Below are 17409 nucleotides of genomic sequence, written 5' to 3'. Positions count from 1 at the left end.
TCACCGCTCCCTGACCAGCGCCGCGTAGGCGCCGCCGTGCGCCAGCAGCTCCTCGTGCCGCCCGCGCTCGACGACCGTGCCGTGCTGCAGGACGACGATCTCGTCGCTGTCCCGCACCGTGCTGAGCCGGTGCGCGATCACCACGCAGGCACAGCCCCGCCTGCGCAGGTTGTCCATCACCACCAGCTCCGTCTCCGCGTCCAGGGCGCTGGTCACCTCGTCGAGGACGAGGATGCTCGGCCTGCGCACCAGCGCCCGCGCGATCTCCAGGCGCTGGCGCTGCCCGCCGGAGAAGTTGCGGCCGTCCTGCTCGACCCTGCTGTGGATGCCGCCGGGGCGGCGCATGACGACGTCGTACAGCGCCGCGTCCCTGAGCGCCTCCACCACCGCGTCGTCCGGGACCGACGGGTCCCACAGCGCCACGTTGTCGCGCACGGTGCCCTCGAAGAGGAACACGTCCTGGTCGACGAAGGAGACGGAGGAGGCCAGCGCCCCGCGCGGGATGTCCTCCAGGCGCTGTCCGTCGATGCGGATGACGCCCTCCCACGGGGCGTACAGCCCCGAGATCAGCCGGGACACCGTGGACTTGCCGCTGCCGGAGCCGCCGACCAGGGCCACCTGCCGTCCCGGCCCGACAGTCAGGTCGAAGCCGGTGAGCAGCGGCTTGTCCAGCGGGTTGTAGCCGAAGGAGACGTTCTGCAGCTCGACGTGGCCGTGCAGGCGTCGCGTGGAGTCGCCGGCGCCGGGGCGGTCGTAGAGCGGGTCGGCGCGGAAGTTCTCCACGTCCTTCAGCCGGGCCACGTCGGCCGCGAAGTCCTGGATGCGGCCCGCGACGCCGTTCAGGCGGGTCAGCGGGGCGGTGAAGCGGGTGACCAGCGCCTGGAAGGCGACCAGGAGGCCGACCGAGATGTGGCCCTCGACCGCCCGCATGCCGCCGATCCACAGGATCAGCGCGCTGTTGAGCGTGGCGAGTGTCGGGGCGACCACGCCGAGCCAGGCGCTCGGCACCCCGAGCCGCTGCTGCTCCTCCAGAGTGGTGGCGTGCTGCCCGGCCCACTTGCGGAAGTAGCCGTCCTCGCCGCCGGTCGCCTTCATCGTCTCGATCAGCTGCAGGCCCGTGTAGGCGGTGTTGGTCAGCCGGGCCGTGTCCGCGCGCAGCTTCGCCGTGCGCGTCGCGCGCAGCCGGATGACGACGCGCATCGCGAGGATGTTGAGCAGCGCCACACCGATGCCGACGAAGGTGAGCTGGGGGTCGTACGTGTACAGCAGTACGGCGTACAGGACGACGACGATCGCGTCGACGCCGGCCGCCGCGAGATCGCGGGCCAGGGTCTCGGCCACGGCGTCGTTGGACTGCAGCCGCTGCACCAGGTCGGCCGGGCTGCGCTGGGAGAAGAACGTCACCGGAAGCCGCAGCAGGTGGCGCAGGAAGCGGGCGCTGGAGAGGGTGGAGGAGATGATCCTGCCGTGCAGCAGGTTCGCCTGCTGGAGCCAGGTCAGCACCACCGTGAGCAGCACGCACGCCGCCATCGAGGCGAACAGCACGCCAAGCAGCGAGGTCTGGCCGCCGATCAGGAACATGTCGATGTAGGTGCGGCTGAGCGCGGGCACCGCCGCGCCGACCGCCACCAGCAGCAGGCTCGCCAGCACGGCGGCGGGCAGCGTGCCCGCGGTGCCGCGCAGCCGGGCCGGCATCGCGCCCAGCACGCCGGGCCGGCGCCCGCCCCGGCTGAAGTCCTCGCCGGGCTCCATGGTCAGCACGACCCCGGTGAAGCTGCCGTCGAACTCCTCCAGGGAGACGAAGCGGCGGCCCTTGCCGGGGTCGTTGACGAACACCCCGCGGCGGCCGAAGCGGCGGCCCATGCCGTCGTAGACGACGTAGTGGTTGAACTCCCAGAAGAGGATGGCGGGGGCCGTGACCTCGGCGAGGGCGGCCAGGTCCATCTGCATGCCCTTGGCGGTCAGGCCGTAACTGCGCGCCGCCTTCAGCAGATTGCTGGCGCGCGAGCCGTCCCGGGAGACGCCGCAGGCGATGCGCAGCTCCTCCAGCGGGACGTGCCGCCCGTAGTGGCCGAGCACCATCGCCAGTGAGGCGGCGCCGCACTCGACGGCCTCCATCTGGAGCACGGTGGGCGTCCGGACGGTCTTCGCCCGGCTGCTGGGCACCCTGCGCTTCGGCGGGGCGGCACGGCGTCTGCCCCGGGTGTCAGTTGCGGTGCTCACGGCAGCAGCCAATCGACGGGACGCCGGTCGGCCAGCCGGATCGATCCGGTGGCCAGGGTCATGGAGGTCAGGGGGTACGGCGGGCCGTCCGCGGACGACCACTCGTAGCCGCTCTTCGTGGACTTCGAGGTGTCCAGCCGGACCGTCACGGCCACCGGCCTGCCCTTCTCGGTGAACTGCTCGCCGAGCTGGCTGTCGCCGAGGAACGCGGAGATCGCCTGCGCGGACTGGGCCGAGCGGTCCACCGACTTCACGTGGCCGTGCAGCACGCCGTACTCCTGGGCCGGCACCGACTGGACGGTCAGGTCGACCCTGGCGTCGGCCGGGATGGCGGCGGCGTTCTCGGCGGGGACGTACACGGTGGCGTAGAGCGGGTCGTCGGCGTGGGCGACCTTCTCGACGGAGGCGACGTTGGCGCCGGTCTGGATGATCTGGCCGACGGTGGCGGCCAGGGCGCTGACACGGCCCGCGTCGAGCGTGCGGACGACGGTCTCGCCGTCGGCGGTACGGACCTTCAGTACGGGGGAGTCGGCGGGCAGCCGCTGGCCCTGCCGGGCGAGGACGGCGGTGACCTGGCCGGAGACCGGGCTCTGCAGGAGGTAACTGCCCTGCCCGTGCGTGAGGACGGCGGGCGCGCCGACGGTGGAGGTCACCGAGCCGGTCACCGCCCAGACGGAGGCGGCGGCCATCGCGACCACGGTCACGGAGAGCACGAGCCAGCCCTGAGGGCGGGCGAAGCGCACCGGGAGGTCGAGCTCCTCGGGCGACTGGAGCTTGGCGAGGGCCTGTTGGCGGAACTGCACGTCGGACGTATCCCAGAGAAGACCGGAGGATTCCGGAAGAGGACGGCCGAAAAGTCCCGGAACCGGGGGGCGGCTCCGGGACTCAACGGCACAAGGGCGCGATCAGAGACCGGCGACCAGGTTGGTGACCGGGGCGGTGTTCAGACCGGTGACACCCTCGACCGTGCCGACGGCCGTGTTGAGCAGGCCGGAGACCGGGGCGATGCCGTCCACCAGGCCGGTGACGGTGCCGACGGCGTTCACGGACAGGCCGCCGGAGACGTTGTCGAGCTCGGCGTCGGAGATCTCGACGGTCTCAACCTGGGGGGTGGAGTTCATGATGGAACTTCCCTTCGTATAGCCAATTTCACAAGGGGGGAGCGGCCCCCTCTGGGGACAGACGACGGCCGCGGCCGCGGGTGCCGGGCGCCCTTCTCCGGAGCCCTCCGCGGCCCCCGCGGTGCGATGGATCAAAGCACGCGGCCGGTCCGTGCTTCCAATCAATCACCCGCTCCCACCAGGGCACTTGCAACGACGGGGCAGGCAACCGTGCAGGTGCGCGCACGCCTTCGCGGCGACTTCTTCACATGGGGCGCGGTATCGGTCCGCGCCACCCCTTGCCTCCACGGCGGCGAATCCGGCACTTGCGTCCCAAAGGCGTGAGCGGCACCGGGGATTTGTGGAGGTCCGCCAACGGCGGTGACTGGGTTGGGTTTTCGATGTGCAGATTTTCTGAAGTAGGCATTCCGCTCCGTGATCGGAACTGAACGTCGCCGACCAAATGCGGAGCGTGTCGATCCGGTGGAGTTGAACGCGCCGTCCGGCCCCTGCGTACCAACTGCCATCCAGGCGCCCCCGACAACTGCCGCACGAACGGCACGGACCCCGTCCCAGGAGGTCGAGAAGGTTGAGTCACAAGCGAATTCCGAAGCGCAAGGCCGCCATGGCGGCAGGCGGCGTGGTGGCGCTCGGAGCGGCCGCGATCCTGCTGCCGAACGCCAACGCCTCGCAGGACGGCGGCACTTCGGACGACGTCGCCGCGGCGCCCAGGACCCTGAAGGCGGCCGACGCCTCGGACCTCGCCGCACAGCTCTCCGGACTGCTCGGCGACGCCTTCGCCGGCTCGTACTACGACGCCGGCGAGCAGCAGCTCGTCGTCAACGTCGTACCGGGCGACAACAACAACGTGATCGTGCAGGCGAAGAAGGCGGGGGCGGCCGTCCGCGCGGTCGACAACAGCATCGCCGAACTGCGCGGCGGTGCGCAGACCCTGAAGGCCGAGGCGACCATCCCGGGCACCTCGTGGGCCATCGACCCGCGGACGAACAAGATCCTGGTGACCGCCGACAGCACCGTCACCGGAGCCCGGTGGGACCGGCTGGAGTCCACCGTCGACGGCCTCGGCTCCGGCATGGCCACCCTCAGGAAGTCCACCGGCACCTTCAAGCCGTATCTGTCGGGCGGCGACGCCGTCTTCGGCGGCGGCGCGCGCTGCTCCCTCGGCTTCAACGTCACCGTGGGCGACGGCTCGCCCGCCTTCCTGACCGCGGGGCACTGCGGGGTCGCCACCGACCAGTGGTCCGACGCGCAGGACGGCCAGCCGATCGCCACCGTCGACCAGGCGGTCTTCCCCGGCGAGGGGGACTTCGCGCTCGTCCGGTACGACGACCCCGCGACCGAGGCCCCGAGCGAGGTCGACGTCGGGAACCAGACCGTGCGGATCACCGAGGCCGCGGAGGCGACGGTCGGACAGCAGGTGTTCCGGATGGGCAGCACCACCGGACTGGCCGACGGTCAGGTGCTCGGGCTGGACGCCACCGTGAACTACCCCGAGGGCACGGTCACGGGCCTCATCCAGACCGACGTCTGTGCCGAACCCGGTGACAGCGGCGGCCCGCTGTTCACCCAGGACGGGCTGGCCATCGGCCTGACCTCCGGCGGCAGCGGCGACTGCACGGTCGGCGGCGAGACGTTCTTCCAGCCGGTCACCACCGCCCTGCAGGCGGTCGGCGCCACCCTCGGCACCGGCGGTGCGGCGGGCGACGAGGGGGCCGGTGCCGGTGAGCAGACCGGCGGCGGCGAGGCCGTCGGCGGCGGGGACGAGGCCGGCGCCGGGCAGGCCGGTGCAGGTGAGGACGCCGGAGCCGGGGACGCCGGTGACGGTGCGGGCGACGGCGGCGCGGACGGCTCCGGGGGGACGCAGGCTCCCTGAGACCGTGGCTCCCGAGCCGCCGGCCACCCCCGTCGTGGCGCCGGCCGGCGTGGGACCGTCCGGCCCTCCGGCGGGAGGGCCGGACCGCGTCCCGGGCCGTGCCGTCAGCCGCCCGATCGGAACAGCGGCGCGATGCGGGCGATGCGTCCCTCCCCGCCCGCCTCATGCCGCACCAGGCCGGATCTCCCCGTCGACGCCGCCCTGCCGTGCACGGCGGACGCCACCACGCCCGGTGCCGCGGACGTACGGGCCCCGGCACGGAGCCGCTCCGGGTGACGATGCGGTCCCTCGCGTCCCCCACCGGACCCCGTCCACGCCCCTGCCGGCCGCCCCCGGGGAACGGCCGCCGCACACCCCGCGCGAGGCCCCCGCCGATGCCTGATCCACCGTTCCCCGCCGCAGGGGCTGCGCAGGTGTCCCATAAGCGCTGTAATGGCGGCGTGGTCAGTGAGGGCGCAGCGGAACGCAGAACGGGAACGCTGCGTGCCGAGGGTGCCCTCAGCGCGATCGCGTCCGGGCCGGACGCGGGCGACCGGCTGCACCGCGTCATCGAACAGGCCCTCGTCTTCGCCGGGGCCGCCTTCGTCGCCGTCTACGCGCCGGGCGAGGACCGCGAGACGCTGAGGCTGATCGAGTCCGCGGGCGTGCCGAGGACTCTGTTCGGGCTGCGCGACAGCTACACCGCGGCCGGCGGCTCCTCGGTCGCCGACGCGCACCGCGGCGGGGGACCGGTGTGGCTCGGACCCGAGGAACTCGCCGAGGGCGCCGAGTCCCGGCGCGTCCCGTCCGGCGGCTTCTGGCTGGCGGTCCTCCCCGTGCACGGGAACAGCGGCGGCTGCCTGCTCGCCGTGACCGAGCGTCCGGGCGGCTTCGGCACCGAGGACCGCGCATCCCTGGAGCTGATCGCCGAGGCCGTCACCTGCCCCGCCCCGACCGCGGCGACAACGGGGGGCGAACTGCCGCCCGGGGCGTTCACCCTCGCCATGGACTCCGGCCGGGTCGAGGTCGGCGACGACATCCTGCGGCTGTTCGGCCTCGGCCCGGACGACTTCGACGGCAAGGTCGAGACGCTGCTCGGCATGACCGTGCCCGAGGACCTGCCCTCGCTGATGTCGGTGGTCGAGGCCGACCACATGTCCATCGGCGACCGGGAGCTGGAGTTCCGGGTGCTGCAGCCCTCCGGCCCGCCGAAGTGGCTCCGGCTGCGCGGACGCCTGCTGCCGGCCGGCGAGGGCCACCCGGCCCGTCTCGTCGGCACCGTCGCCGACGCCTCCACGCTCCGCCCCGACGTCACCGACGTCGCCCGCGTGCAGCGCCTCGCCGCAGCGCTGGCCACCGCGGGCACCGTCCGCGACGTCAGCCAGGCCGTGGTCGCCGCCCTGCGCAAGCCGCTGCGCGCCGACCGGATCGCGCTGGCCGAGCTGGAGAACGACCGTCTCGTCGTCACCGTCCTCGACCCGCCAGAACCCGAGTCCTGGCCCGAGCTGTGGCGGCTGGAGTGGCGCAGCGAGTGGCCCGACGCCCCGGTGCGCGCCATGCCCACCCTGGCCGCCGCCCTGCGCGAGGGCCGCGCCCACATATGGCCCGCCGGAACCGCCCTGGAGCCGGCGCTCGCCGATGTCGGCCCCGGAGGACTCGCGGTACTGCCGCTGCCCGCCGCCGGCCGCATGGCCGGCGCCTGTCTGATCGGCTGGGACACCCCCCACGACTTCGGCCCCGACGAGCGCGCCCTGCTCACCGCCTCCGCGGGCCTCGCCGGCCAGGCCCTGATGCGCGCCCGCGCCTTCGACGCCGAACACGAACTGGTCGGCATGCTCCAGCGCCAGCTGCTCCCGCGCCGCCTGCCGAAACTGCCGGGCGCGGTCGCCGTCGCCCGCTATCTGCCCAGCACGGCCGGACTGGAGCTCGGCGGCGACTGGTACGACGTGATCCCGCTGCCCGACAACCACGTGGCCCTCGTCATCGGCGACGTCCAGGGCCACAGTGCCGGCGCCGCCACCCTCATGGGCCAGATGCGCACGGCCCTGCGCGCCTACGCCGTCGAGGGCCACCCGCCGGACGTGGTCGTCTCGCACGCCAACCGGCTGCTCACGGACATGGGAACCGACCTCTTCGCCACCTGTGCCTACGTCGACCTCGACATGGAGGAGGGCTCGGCCTGGTGCGTCCGTGCCGGACATCTGCCGCCGGTGCTGCGTCATCCGGACGGCGCAACGGAGATCGCGGAGGTCGAGGGCGGCCCGCCGCTCGGCGTCGTGGCGCAGGCCGATTTCCCGATGAGCCCGCTCAGGCTGCGGCCCGGCACGCTCATCGCGCTGACCACGGACGGCCTCGTGGAGTCACCCGGCGCCGACATCGACGACGGCATGGACCGCTTCGCCCACGCGCTGGCCGCCTCCGACCCCGCCCACCTCGGGCTGGTGGCCGACGCCCTGCTCGGCAACGCCCGGCGCAGCGACGACGTCGCCCTGCTCCTCGTGCGCTACGACGGCATGGCCCTGCGCCCGCTGCGGGAGAGCTGGACGGTGTGGCGCGTCCCCGAGGCCGTGCGGCACGCCCGCCGCTTCACCCGGCGAACCCTGCGCTCCTGGGACGTGGCGGAGGGTGACGTCGACGTCGTCCTCCTCGTCGTCTCCGAGCTGGTCACCAACGCCCTGGTGCACACCGACGGCAAGGTCCGCCTCGACCTCACCCTGGTGGGCGGCCGGCTGCGCGTGGCCGTGGCCGACGCCTCACCCCGTACACCTGTGAAGCCGACCAGCATCGGCTGGGAGGCCACGGGCGGCCGGGGCATCCTCCTCGTCGAGGCGATGTCGGCGGCGTGGGGGACGCTGCCGGTCAGCGGCGGCAAGCAGGTGTGGAGCGAGATCCCGCTGGACCGGTGAGCCGCCCGGTGACGCCCGTGGCCGAACCGATGGCTCCCATAGGAATCGTCATGGGCGCAACGCCGTGGCGCGTCCGTAGGGTCCTCCTGTGAGACACAGCGACCCTGCGGGCTCCGCCTCCCAGCCCGACCTCAACCTGCTGCGCACCTTCCTGGCCGTCCACCGCTCCGGGTCCTTCACGGCCGCGGCCCAGTTGCTGGGGCTGTCCCAGCCCACCGTCACCACCCAGATCCGCAGCCTGGAGCGGCAGACGGGCCGTGAGCTGTTCGAACGACTGCCGCGCGGCGTCGCCCCGACCGCGGTCGCCGACGAACTCGCCGCCCGCGTCTCCGGCCCGCTCGACGCCCTCGCGGCGGCCACCGGACACGGCCCGGCCGGCCGGACCCGTCCGGAACCGGTCCATCTGGCCGGCCCGGCCGAGCTGCTGTCCACCCGCGCACTGCCCGCGCTGGCCGACGTCGTCACGCGGGGCGTACGGCTGCGCGTCACCATGGGGCTGACCGATCCGCTCCTGGACGAGCTGCGCGCGGGCCGCCACGACCTGGTGATCGCCACCACCCGGCCGCGCGGACGGACCTTGTCCGCGGTGCCCCTGCTCGACGAGGAGTTCGTCCTGGTCGCCGCCCCCGTCTGGGCCGAGCGCCTCAGGGAGCCGCTGGCCGCCGAGGGCCCCGGCGTGCTGCACGAAGTGCCGCTGATCACCTACGCGGAGGACCTGCCGATCGTCCGCCGCTACTGGCGCCACGTCTTCGGCCGGCGGCTGAACTGCCGCGCCGCCGTCTCCGCCCCCGATCTGAGGGCCGTCGTCGCCATGGTGCGGTCCGGGGCCGGGTTCAGCGTGCTGCCGCGCTATCTGTGCGCCGACGAGCTGGCCTCCGGCGCGCTCGTCCTGCTGGACGAGCCCGAGGACGCGCCGATCAACACCGGCTACCTGGTGCAGCGCCCGGGAGCCTCGTACAACCCGCACGTGGACCTCGTCCGCGACCGTCTCCTGCACGCCGCCCGCGACTGGTGAGAACGCCGGGATCGATGCCGCCCCACAGGTGCCGGCGCCGCGCCACCGGGTACCCGGCGGGCGACCGCACAGGACCCGGAAAGAGCAAGAACAGCAGGAGTACGTCATGACCCAGTACGTCCGCGACATCATGACCGGCGACCCCGTGACCGTGGAACCGCAGACCTCGGTCACCGATGTGGCCCGCATCATGCGCGACCAGGACCTCGGAGCCGTCCTCGTGACGGAAGGCGACGATCTGCGCGGGCTGGTCACCGACCGTGACCTGGTGATCCGGTCCATCGCCGAGGGCGGCGACCCCGGGCAGACCACCGTGGCCGCCGCGTGCAGCGGCGACCTGTTCACCGTACGGCCCGACGAGGAACTGGACCACGCGGTGGAACTGATGCGCGAACACGCCGTACGCCGTGTGCCGGTCGTCGACGAGGGGCAACACCCGGTGGGCATCGTCTCGCTCGGCGACCTGGCGATGGAACGCGACCCGGATTCGGCGCTCGGTGACATCAGCGCCGCCCGGCCCAACCCCTGAGGGCGCGCACCCGGCGTTTGACGGGACCACGTCCGGGGACCCGGAGGGCGACGGCACCGGACGCAGAAAGAAGATGATGACGCCGTGACCACGGACACCAGCGACAAACCCACCGCCCGTCGGCTGGAGACGGGCTGGTCCGAGGCCCGCCGCATGCGGCACGAGGGTGCGCTGCCACGCACCTGGGTACCGGCCGTCGAGGACGGCAGCGCCCCGCGAGGACCGCATGCGGGCCTGGAGTCGAACATCGTCAGGGGCGAGGACTGACCGAGTCCCGAGGGCGGTGGGATTGCCGAGCGCCGGCCACCGGGCCGGCGCTGGTGCGTTTCCGGGCCACGCACGGGGGACGGGTAACGTCGGTGGCGGCACCACCGGCCCCGTCGTCCCCCATCGGCACCGAACGCGGACAGCACAACAGCAGCAAGGCGCACACCCCTCCATGAACCTTCTCGTCACCGGCGCCGCCGGCTTCATCGGCTCCCGCTACGTCCGGGCGCTGCTCGCCCCCGACGCCCCCGGCGCGCCGCACGTGACCGTGCTCGACAAGCTCACCTACGCGGGCACCGTCGACAACCTGGAACTCGGCCACCCCCGTCTGGACTTCGTCGAGGGCGACATCTGCGACGCCGGACTCGTCGACAAGCTGATGGCCGGAGCCGACCAGGTGGTGCACTTCGCCGCCGAGTCCCACGTGGACCGCTCGATCCACACCGCCGCCGACTTCGTCCTCACCAACGTCGTCGGCACCCAGACGCTGCTGGACGCGGCCCTGCGGCACGGCGTGGCACCCTTCGTGCACGTGTCCACCGACGAGGTCTACGGATCGGTGGACACCGGCTCGGCGACCGAGGAGCACCCGCTGCGCCCCAGTTCGCCGTACTCCGCCTCGAAGGCGTCCGCCGACCTGCTCGCCCTCGCGTACCACCGCACCCACGGCCTGGACGTGCGGGTGACCCGCTGCTCCAACAACTACGGCCCGCACCAGTTCCCCGAGAAGCTCGTCCCGCTGTTCGTCACCCATCTCCTCGACGGCCGGACGGTGCCGCTGTACGGCGACGGGCGCAACGTCCGCGACTGGCTGCACGTCGACGACCACTGCCGCGGCGTCGACCTGGTGCGGACCCGGGGCAGGGCCGGCGAGGTCTACAACATCGGCGGCGGCACCGAACTGAGCAACCGCGAACTGACCGGACTGCTCCTGGACGCCTGCGGCGCCGGCTGGGACCGGGTCGCGTACGTGGAGGACCGCAAGGGTCACGACCTGCGCTACTCCGTCGACTGGAGCAAGGCCCGCGACGAGCTGGGCTACCGCCCGTCCCACGACTTCACGGCCGGGCTCGCCGGGACCGTCGCCTGGTACCGGGACAACCGGGACTGGTGGGAGCCGCTGAAGCGGCGCGTCGGCGACGCGCGGAACTGAGCCGGCGCACCGGCACCGGGCGGGCGACTGCCCCTAGGCTGGCCGCGTGCGCCTGCTGATCATGTCCGACACCCATCTGCCGAAGCGGGCGAAGGCACTGCCCGCGCAACTGCTGGCGGAGATCCCGCGCGCCGACGTCGTCCTGCACGCCGGGGACTGGGTCGACACGGCCACTCTCGACCTGCTGGAGGGCCGCAGCCGCCGGCTCGTCGGCGTGTACGGCAACAACGACGGCCCCGATCTGCGGGCCCGGCTGCCCGAGGTGGCCCGCGCCGACCTCGGCGGCCTGCGCTTCGGCGTCGTCCACGAGACCGGTCCCGCCCAGGGGCGCGAGGCGCGCTGCGCGCACCGCTTCCCCGACCTGGACGTCCTCGTCTTCGGGCACAGCCACATCCCCTGGGACACCACCGCCGACAGCGGCCTGCGCCTGCTGAATCCGGGGTCACCGACCGACCGGCGCCGTCAGCCGTACTGCACCTACATGACCGCCACCGTCGCCGACGGCCGGCTCACCGGCGTCGAACTGCACCGGCTGCCGCCTCGGCCGGCCACACGCGGCGCCCGCGGTACCTGAGCGGGGAGTGCGGCGAAGCCGTCCGGAGTCCGTGCCGCCCGGCCCGGAACGACCCGGGCCGCTTCGCAGTGGAAGCGGCCCGGTCTGCTTCGAGTGTGCGCTGTCACGGACCTCCTTCCGATCACGGTGGAGCAGAGGTCATGCATGCCTCGTCCTTCGAGCGCCGCCTACCCCTTGCGGGCCGGCTCACACGCCACCGTCTCCTTTTTCCGGCCGAGGATTTTTCCCGGGCGGCGATTTAATCCGTTGCCGTCGCCCGCGCCGGTCTGCTGCACTGCACCGCATCAGTCGTCGCACTCCCGAGGAGCAGCAATGCGCACACCGTTCATGTCCCCCAAGGAAGGAACGCCCTGCTCTCCGAAGGACATGACACTCCGTGCACATGCTCAACCTGGGAATTCTCGCGCACGTCGACGCAGGTAAGACCAGCCTGACCGAGCGGCTGCTGCACTCGGCCGGCGTGATCGACGAGATCGGCAGCGTCGACGCCGGGAACACGCGGACCGACTCGCTCGCACTGGAACGGCAGCGCGGCATCACCATCAAGTCCGCCGTCGTCTCGTTCCCCCTCGACGGCGTGACCGTCAACCTCATCGACACCCCCGGCCACCCGGACTTCATCGCCGAGGTGGAACGGGTGCTCGGCGTACTCGACGGTGTCGTGCTGGTCGTCTCCGCCGTGGAGGGCGTCCAGGCCCAGACCCGCGTGCTGATGCGCACGCTGCGCCGACTGGGCATCCCGACCCTGCTCTTCGTCAACAAGATCGACCGGCGCGGTGCGCGGTACGAGGACGTGCTGCGGTCCGCCGCCGAGCGGCTGGCGGTGCCCACCGTGCCGATGGGCACGGCCACCGGACTCGGCACGCCCGGCGCCCGCTTCGTCCCCGCACTCGGACCGGCCGCCCTGGACGTCCTCGCCGACCGGGACGACGCCCTGCTGACCGCCTACGTCGAGGGCACCGTCACCGACGGCCTGCTCCGCGCCGCCCTCGTCACGCAGACCCGCCAGGCCCTCGTGCACCCCGTCTACGCCGGCTCCGCCGTCACCGGCGCCGGCACGGACGCCCTGCTGGCGGGCATCAGGGAACTGCTGCCCGCCGCGGACGGCGACCCGGGCGGCCCCGTCTCCGGCTCCGTGTTCAAGGTCGAGAGGGGCCCGGCGGGGGAGAAGATCGCCTACGCGCGGATGTTCTCCGGCACCCTGCGGGTCCGCGACCGGATTCCGTTCGGCGAGGCCCGCACCGAGGGCAAGGTCACCGCGATCAGCGTCTTCGACCGTGGTACCGACGTCGCACGGGACGAGGTGCCGGCGGGCCGGATCGCCCGGCTGTGGGGCCTGTCCGACATCAGGATCGGCGACGCCGTCGGTGCACCCCGCACGGTCCACGAGCACTTCTTCGCCCCGCCGACCCTGGAGTCCGTCGTGCTCCCGGGCCCGGACGTGGACGGGCGGGCCCTGCACCTCGCCCTCACCCAACTCGCCGAGCAGGACCCGCTGATCGCCCTGCGCCACGACGAGACGCGCCAGGAGATCTCGGTGTCCCTGTACGGCGAGGTCCAGAAGGAGGTGGTCCAGGCCACGCTCGCGGACGACTACGGGCTCGAGGTCGGGTTCCGCGAGACCAGGCCGCTGTGCGTCGAGCGGCCGGCCGGCACGGGAGCGGCCGTGGAGTTCAACAAGAAGGATCCCAACCCCTTCCTCGCGACCGTCGGGCTGCGCGTCGATCCCGCGCCGGTCGGCACCGGCGTCGGCTTCCGGCTGGAGGTGGAGCTGGGCTCCATGCCGTACGCCTTCTTCAAGGCCGTGGAGGACACCGTGCGGGAGACCCTCGGCCAGGGCCTGTACGGCTGGCGGGTCACCGACTGCACGGTGACCCTCACCCACTGCGGCTACTCGCCCCGGCAGAGCCACGCCCACCAGGGGTTCGACAAGAGCATGTCCTCCACCGGCGCCGACTTCCGCGGACTGACGCCGCTGGTGCTCGTCGAGGCGCTGCGACGGGCGGGCACCCGGGTGCACGAGCCGATGCACCGTTTCCGCATCGAGGCCCCGGCCGACACACTGGGCGCCCTGCTGCCCGCGCTGGCCGCGGCGGGGGCCGTACCGCGGACGACGCAGACCCGGCGGGGCCTGTGCGTCCTCCACGGCACGGTGCCCGCGGCCCGCGTGCACGGGCTGGAGCAGCGGCTGCCCGGGCTCACCCGGGGCGAGGGCGAGCTGGAGAGCGCCTTCGACCACTACGCGCCCGTCACCCGTGGCACGGTGCCGCGCCGGTCGCGCACCGACCACAATCCGCTGAACCGCAGGGAGTACCTGCTGAACGTCACGCGCAGGGTCGGCGGCTGACCGGGCGTCTCAAGTCGCCGACGGTCCCGTCCAGTTCGCCGCCACGTGGCCGAGGCGCACGCGCTGGGGGTGGTCGCCGACCGGGACGGACACCGACTTCTCACCGGTGCTGAAGTCGATGGCCGTGACCTGGTCGGCGCCGCTCTCGGACACCACGCAGTGCCGGCCGTCGCCGCTGACCGTGGCCCAGTAGGGCTTGGCGGCGGGCACGAGGGGGCCTTCCTTCAGCGTGGCCCGGTCGACGACCGTCGCGTAGTCGTCCATCGTGCCCGCGACGCACAGCTTGCGGCCGTCCGGGCTCATGGAGATGCCGTGGTGCCGTGAGTCGTTGACCCAGGTGGTGCGGTCCTCACTGGTGGCGGGGTTCTTCGGCAGGGTCCTGGTCCGGGTGATGCGGTCGGTGGCGATGTCGTACTCGAAGAAGCCGTTGAAGAAGGAGACCTGGAAGTACAGCTTGGACTCGTCGGGGGAGAACACGGCGGGCCGGACGGCGTCCGAGTGGTCACCGAGACCGATCGCGTCGAGGCGCTCGCGCACGTCGATCACCTTGACCTGCTCGTACGTGGTCGCGTCCACGACCGTGATGCGCCGGTCGCCCTTCGTCCAGTCCAGCCAGGGAGCGTCGAGCGCGGTGTTCACCTCGCCGATCGACATGTTCCAGATGTACTTGCCGTCCCTGGTGAAGATGTTCTCGTGCGGCTTGTCACCCGTGCGGAACGAGCCGAGTTCGTCGCCCGTGCGGATGTCCAGGACGTGCACGGTGTTGGAGGTCGAGGCCGACACCGCGACCCGCGTGCCGTCGGGGGAGACCGCCATGTGGTCGGAGCGGTGGCCGGAGACCGGGAAGCGCCAGTCGATGCGCCCGGTGGCGAGGTCGATGGACACGACGTCGGCGAAGCTCGGCCGGGAGACGACCACCGACCTGCCGTCCGGGGCGGAGTACATGTCGTCGACGAGCTGGTCGTGGCCCTCGCCGACGCTGTTGCGGATGGCCTGGAAGTAGATCCACCTGATCGGATCGGCGTTGATCTCGGCCATCCGCCGCTCCTTGTCCGGGACGACGTCGATCCGGCCGACCCGCGCGAAGCCGCCTGTGGACTCTATGACGTCGGCGGTGCCGTCCCAGTTGTTCCCGACGAACATCACCTCGCGCAGGGCGGCGGGGGCGTCCTCGGAGGCGTCGGCGACGGTCGCGGGGGCGGCGACGGTGAGGGCGAGGGCGGCGGTCACGGAGCAAAGGTGCCTGGATCTGAGGACAGGCATGACTGCTCTCCTGACGGGAGTGGGGGAAGGGGGAGCGGGGAATCTGAACACGCCCGCTTTCAGAGTGAACTTACTGCAAAGTAAATAAGGTTCGGCCTTCTCCACAAGACTGCGTACACGACAAAATCGGCCGAGAGGCGGGACGTCCGGGCACGGAAGGGGGGAGCCGGTGGCGGGCAGGCTCAGGGCGCCCACGGGCCGCTACGGCGGCAAGACCGCCGCGCAGCGGCAGGCCGAGCGGCGCGAACGCTTCCTGGACGCCGCGCTCGAGCTGTTCGGCGGCACACCCGGCTACCGCGCCACCACCGTCGCGGCCCTCAGCGAGGCCGCCGCCCTGTCCACCCGCCAGTTCTACGAGGAGTTCCGCAGCCTGGAGGACGTGCTCGCCGCCCTGCACCTGAAGGTCAACGCCTGGGCCGAGGAGGCCGTCCTCGCCGCGGCGGCCGACGCGCGCGGCCTGCCGCTCACCGAACGAGCCGCCGCCGTCTTCCGCGCCTACGCCGCGAACGTCACCGCCGACCCGCGCCGCGTCCGCATCGCGTTCGTGGAGATCATCGGCGTCAGCCCGCGCCTGGAGGAACAGCGGCTGGCGCGCCGCGCCCGGTGGGTCGACCTCATCTGCGCCGAGGCCCGGGCGGCCGTCAGCCGCGGGGAGGCGCCGCCCCGCGACCACCGCCTCGCCGCCACGGCGTTCATCGGCAGCGTCAACGGCCTGCTCCACGACTTCAGCGCCGGGTGGGTGGACGCGACGCTGGACGAGGTCGTCGACGAACTGGTCCGGCAGCTCCTCGGCATCCTCCGCCCACCGGGCCGGAGCCCCGCCGGCCCGGGGCGCTGACCCGTCCCTGTGCCTCCTCTACCTGTCCGTCATTCGTCCCAGGCCTGGATCGTGGTCTGCTCGACGATCTTGCCGTCCCGCAGTGACATCATCGACTCCGCGAGGACACGGACCCCGTCGGGGTACGCGCACGACTCCGTGAACGCGACGTGGTCGCCCTGGACGACGCAGTGCTCCATCCTGTGCGTCATGTCGCGGCTGTACACGTCGCCGAGCATCTCGGCGATCTCGTCGCGGCCGTGCAGCACCTTGGGACTGCTGGGCTGGGCGTAGCGGTCCACGATGCGGATCTCCGCGTCGTCCGCGTAGAGCGACAGGAGGGTCTCCGCCGTCTCTCCCTCGATGCCCCGGCGCAGCGTTTCGGTGTCGAAGCCGGGGTCTGCGGTGGTGCCCATGACGACCTCCTTCGAAGGTCGCGGCCCGACCGGGACACGGGCCGCTGAGGGCCTCTCCTTCCGAGACTCCTCCGCCCCGGCGCGTCCGGCAAGCGTGCGCGCCGGTCCCGCTCAGCCGCCCGCGGCCGGGAACCGGGCCGCTGTCGGCTCGGCGTCCAGCGGGTCGGCGGTCACGAGTTCCCGGTGGGTGCCGACCGCGCGGACGCGCCCGGCGTCCATGACGACGATCCGGTCGGCCGTCGTCACCGTGGACAGCCGGTGGGCGACGACCAGCACCGTCGTCGTCCGGGCCACGTCCGCTACGGTGTCGCGCAGCGCCGCCTCGTTCTCCGCGTCCAGCTGCGAGGTGGCCTCGTGGAGCAGCAGCAGCCGGGGTAGGCGCAGCAGTGCCCGCGTGATGGCGACCCTCCTCCGTGCCCAGGCCGACCAGGGAGTCGGTGGTCACCTGGCACAGCGGTCGTGTCGGAGGTGATCCGGGCCGTCGGATCGCCCGGCTCGGTGCGGCCCACGGTCGCGATGCGCAGCCGCAGCGGGTACGACGACAGCGAGCGCCGCGCCCCGAGCACCACCGACCCGGCGGTGCGCCGCAGCACGTACGAACCCGGCGCTCCCGGCGCCGCGTTGGCGACAACCGGCCCCGACATGGCGAGCAGCGCGCCGGCGACGGCCGGCCGTTCTCCAGGGTCGTCGACCAACTCCCGCGCCACCAGCGGCAGCAGCAGCCCCGAGGCCCCGGTCACCGGGGAGAGCACCGCGCCCGTGAACAGGGCCCGCCGGTGCGGCCGGGCATGGGTCAGGAGCAGACGCCGGGCCGGCGACGGGTCTGCGCATCGGCGACGCTCACGACACTCCTTCGGCAGGCGCACAGGCAGCGGGCGCGAGGCTCCGGGCCACGTCGGCGGGACACGGCGGGGCCCGCCCTTTCC

15 protein-coding genes and 1 pseudogene are annotated in these 17409 nt (G+C 72.9%); 9 read left to right on the top strand and 7 right to left on the bottom strand.

Annotated features, from left to right (window positions below; genetic code table 11):
- The 3 genes from IE260_RS32540 to IE260_RS32530 form a co-directional block, all read right to left on the bottom strand.
- Nucleotides 1–2223 carry an NHLP family bacteriocin export ABC transporter peptidase/permease/ATPase subunit gene (locus tag IE260_RS32540; protein ID WP_189878443.1) on the bottom strand — a complete coding sequence of 741 codons (2223 nt, stop codon included), beginning with the start codon at nucleotides 2221–2223 and terminating at the stop codon, nucleotides 1–3.
- Complete coding sequence (locus IE260_RS32535) at nucleotides 2220–3026, bottom strand: HlyD family efflux transporter periplasmic adaptor subunit (protein ID WP_189878441.1); 807 nt, start codon at nucleotides 3024–3026, stop codon at nucleotides 2220–2222. Before IE260_RS32535 ends, IE260_RS32540 begins: the two co-directional genes overlap by 4 nt.
- Nucleotides 3027–3128: 102 nt before the next feature.
- The gene (locus tag IE260_RS32530) at nucleotides 3129–3344 is read right to left on the bottom strand and encodes a type A2 lantipeptide (RefSeq protein ID WP_188181184.1); all 216 of its coding nucleotides are present in this window, start codon (nucleotides 3342–3344) and stop codon (nucleotides 3129–3131) included.
- 568 nt (nucleotides 3345–3912) lie between these two features.
- On the opposite strand from IE260_RS32530, the gene IE260_RS32525 reads away from it, so the two are divergent.
- The 8 genes from IE260_RS32525 (at nucleotide 3913) to IE260_RS32490 (ending at nucleotide 13987) form a co-directional block, all read left to right on the top strand.
- Nucleotides 3913–5217 carry a S1 family peptidase gene (locus IE260_RS32525; protein WP_189878439.1) on the top strand — a complete coding sequence of 435 codons (1305 nt, stop codon included), beginning with the start codon at nucleotides 3913–3915 and terminating at the stop codon, nucleotides 5215–5217.
- A gap of 440 nt (nucleotides 5218–5657) precedes the next feature.
- Nucleotides 5658–8102, top strand: a complete 2445-nt coding sequence (locus IE260_RS32520) for a SpoIIE family protein phosphatase (protein ID WP_229881508.1) — start codon at nucleotides 5658–5660, stop codon at nucleotides 8100–8102.
- Nucleotides 8103–8190: 88 nt separating this feature from the next.
- Nucleotides 8191–9117, top strand: a complete 927-nt coding sequence (locus IE260_RS32515; RefSeq protein WP_189878435.1) for a LysR family transcriptional regulator — start codon at nucleotides 8191–8193, stop codon at nucleotides 9115–9117.
- Between the two features lie 106 nt (nucleotides 9118–9223).
- Nucleotides 9224–9646 carry a CBS domain-containing protein gene (locus IE260_RS32510; protein WP_189878433.1) on the top strand — a complete coding sequence of 141 codons (423 nt, stop codon included), beginning with the start codon at nucleotides 9224–9226 and terminating at the stop codon, nucleotides 9644–9646.
- Nucleotides 9647–9730: 84 nt separating this feature from the next.
- Nucleotides 9731–9913 carry a hypothetical protein gene (locus tag IE260_RS32505; protein ID WP_189878432.1) on the top strand — a complete coding sequence of 61 codons (183 nt, stop codon included), beginning with the start codon at nucleotides 9731–9733 and terminating at the stop codon, nucleotides 9911–9913.
- Nucleotides 9914–10085: 172 nt separating this feature from the next.
- Nucleotides 10086–11066, top strand: a complete 981-nt coding sequence (gene rfbB / locus IE260_RS32500; RefSeq protein WP_189878430.1) for a dTDP-glucose 4,6-dehydratase — start codon at nucleotides 10086–10088, stop codon at nucleotides 11064–11066.
- A gap of 46 nt (nucleotides 11067–11112) precedes the next feature.
- Nucleotides 11113–11640, top strand: a complete 528-nt coding sequence (locus tag IE260_RS32495) for a metallophosphoesterase family protein (RefSeq protein ID WP_189878427.1) — start codon at nucleotides 11113–11115, stop codon at nucleotides 11638–11640.
- Between the two features lie 376 nt (nucleotides 11641–12016).
- Nucleotides 12017–13987 carry an elongation factor G gene (locus IE260_RS32490; RefSeq protein ID WP_189878426.1) on the top strand — a complete coding sequence of 657 codons (1971 nt, stop codon included), beginning with the start codon at nucleotides 12017–12019 and terminating at the stop codon, nucleotides 13985–13987.
- Between the two features lie 9 nt (nucleotides 13988–13996).
- Here IE260_RS32490 and IE260_RS32485 read toward each other — a convergent pair whose 3' ends face one another.
- A complete protein-coding gene (locus IE260_RS32485) occupies nucleotides 13997–15250 on the bottom strand; it encodes a YncE family protein (RefSeq protein WP_189878424.1) in 1254 nt (417 codons plus the stop codon).
- Nucleotides 15251–15419: 169 nt separating this feature from the next.
- Between IE260_RS32485 and IE260_RS32480 the strand changes: the two genes are divergently transcribed.
- Nucleotides 15420–16088: a TetR/AcrR family transcriptional regulator gene (locus tag IE260_RS32480; protein WP_189878421.1), complete on the top strand. Its 669-nt coding sequence runs from the start codon at nucleotides 15420–15422 to the stop codon at nucleotides 16086–16088.
- A gap of 29 nt (nucleotides 16089–16117) precedes the next feature.
- Here IE260_RS32480 and IE260_RS32475 read toward each other — a convergent pair whose 3' ends face one another.
- The 3 genes and pseudogenes from IE260_RS32475 to IE260_RS43405 all read right to left on the bottom strand — a co-directional run.
- Nucleotides 16118–16483 carry a nuclear transport factor 2 family protein gene (locus tag IE260_RS32475; protein WP_189878419.1) on the bottom strand — a complete coding sequence of 122 codons (366 nt, stop codon included), beginning with the start codon at nucleotides 16481–16483 and terminating at the stop codon, nucleotides 16118–16120.
- 111 nt (nucleotides 16484–16594) lie between these two features.
- Complete coding sequence (locus IE260_RS43410; protein ID WP_444545577.1) at nucleotides 16595–16777, bottom strand: hypothetical protein; 183 nt, start codon at nucleotides 16775–16777, stop codon at nucleotides 16595–16597.
- A gap of 118 nt (nucleotides 16778–16895) precedes the next feature.
- Nucleotides 16896–17349 (bottom strand): annotated as a pseudogene (locus tag IE260_RS43405) (6TM ABC transporter family protein); the annotation flags it as partial.
- Nucleotides 17350–17409 lie beyond the last annotated feature (60 nt).

It is taken from the genome of Streptomyces viridiviolaceus, assembly GCF_014650995.1.
GTDB lineage: Bacteria > Actinomycetota > Actinomycetes > Streptomycetales > Streptomycetaceae > Streptomyces > Streptomyces viridiviolaceus.
Note: the sequence above shows the minus strand (reverse complement) of the source record. Positions and strands in the feature narration are given on the sequence as shown.

Bases quoted from the DNA above. Each gene is read 5' to 3' on its own strand.
- IE260_RS32510 (WP_189878433.1), top strand. From the start codon at position 9,224: ATGACCCAGTACGTCCGCGACATCATGACCGGCGACCCCGTGACCGTG.
- IE260_RS32485 (WP_189878424.1), bottom strand. From the start codon at position 15,250: ATGCCTGTCCTCAGATCCAGGCACCTTTGCTCCGTGACCGCCGCCCTC.
- rfbB (WP_189878430.1), top strand. From the start codon at position 10,086: ATGAACCTTCTCGTCACCGGCGCCGCCGGCTTCATCGGCTCCCGCTAC.
- IE260_RS32475 (WP_189878419.1), bottom strand. From the start codon at position 16,483: ATGGGCACCACCGCAGACCCCGGCTTCGACACCGAAACGCTGCGCCGG.
- IE260_RS32530 (WP_188181184.1), bottom strand. From the start codon at position 3,344: ATGAACTCCACCCCCCAGGTTGAGACCGTCGAGATCTCCGACGCCGAG.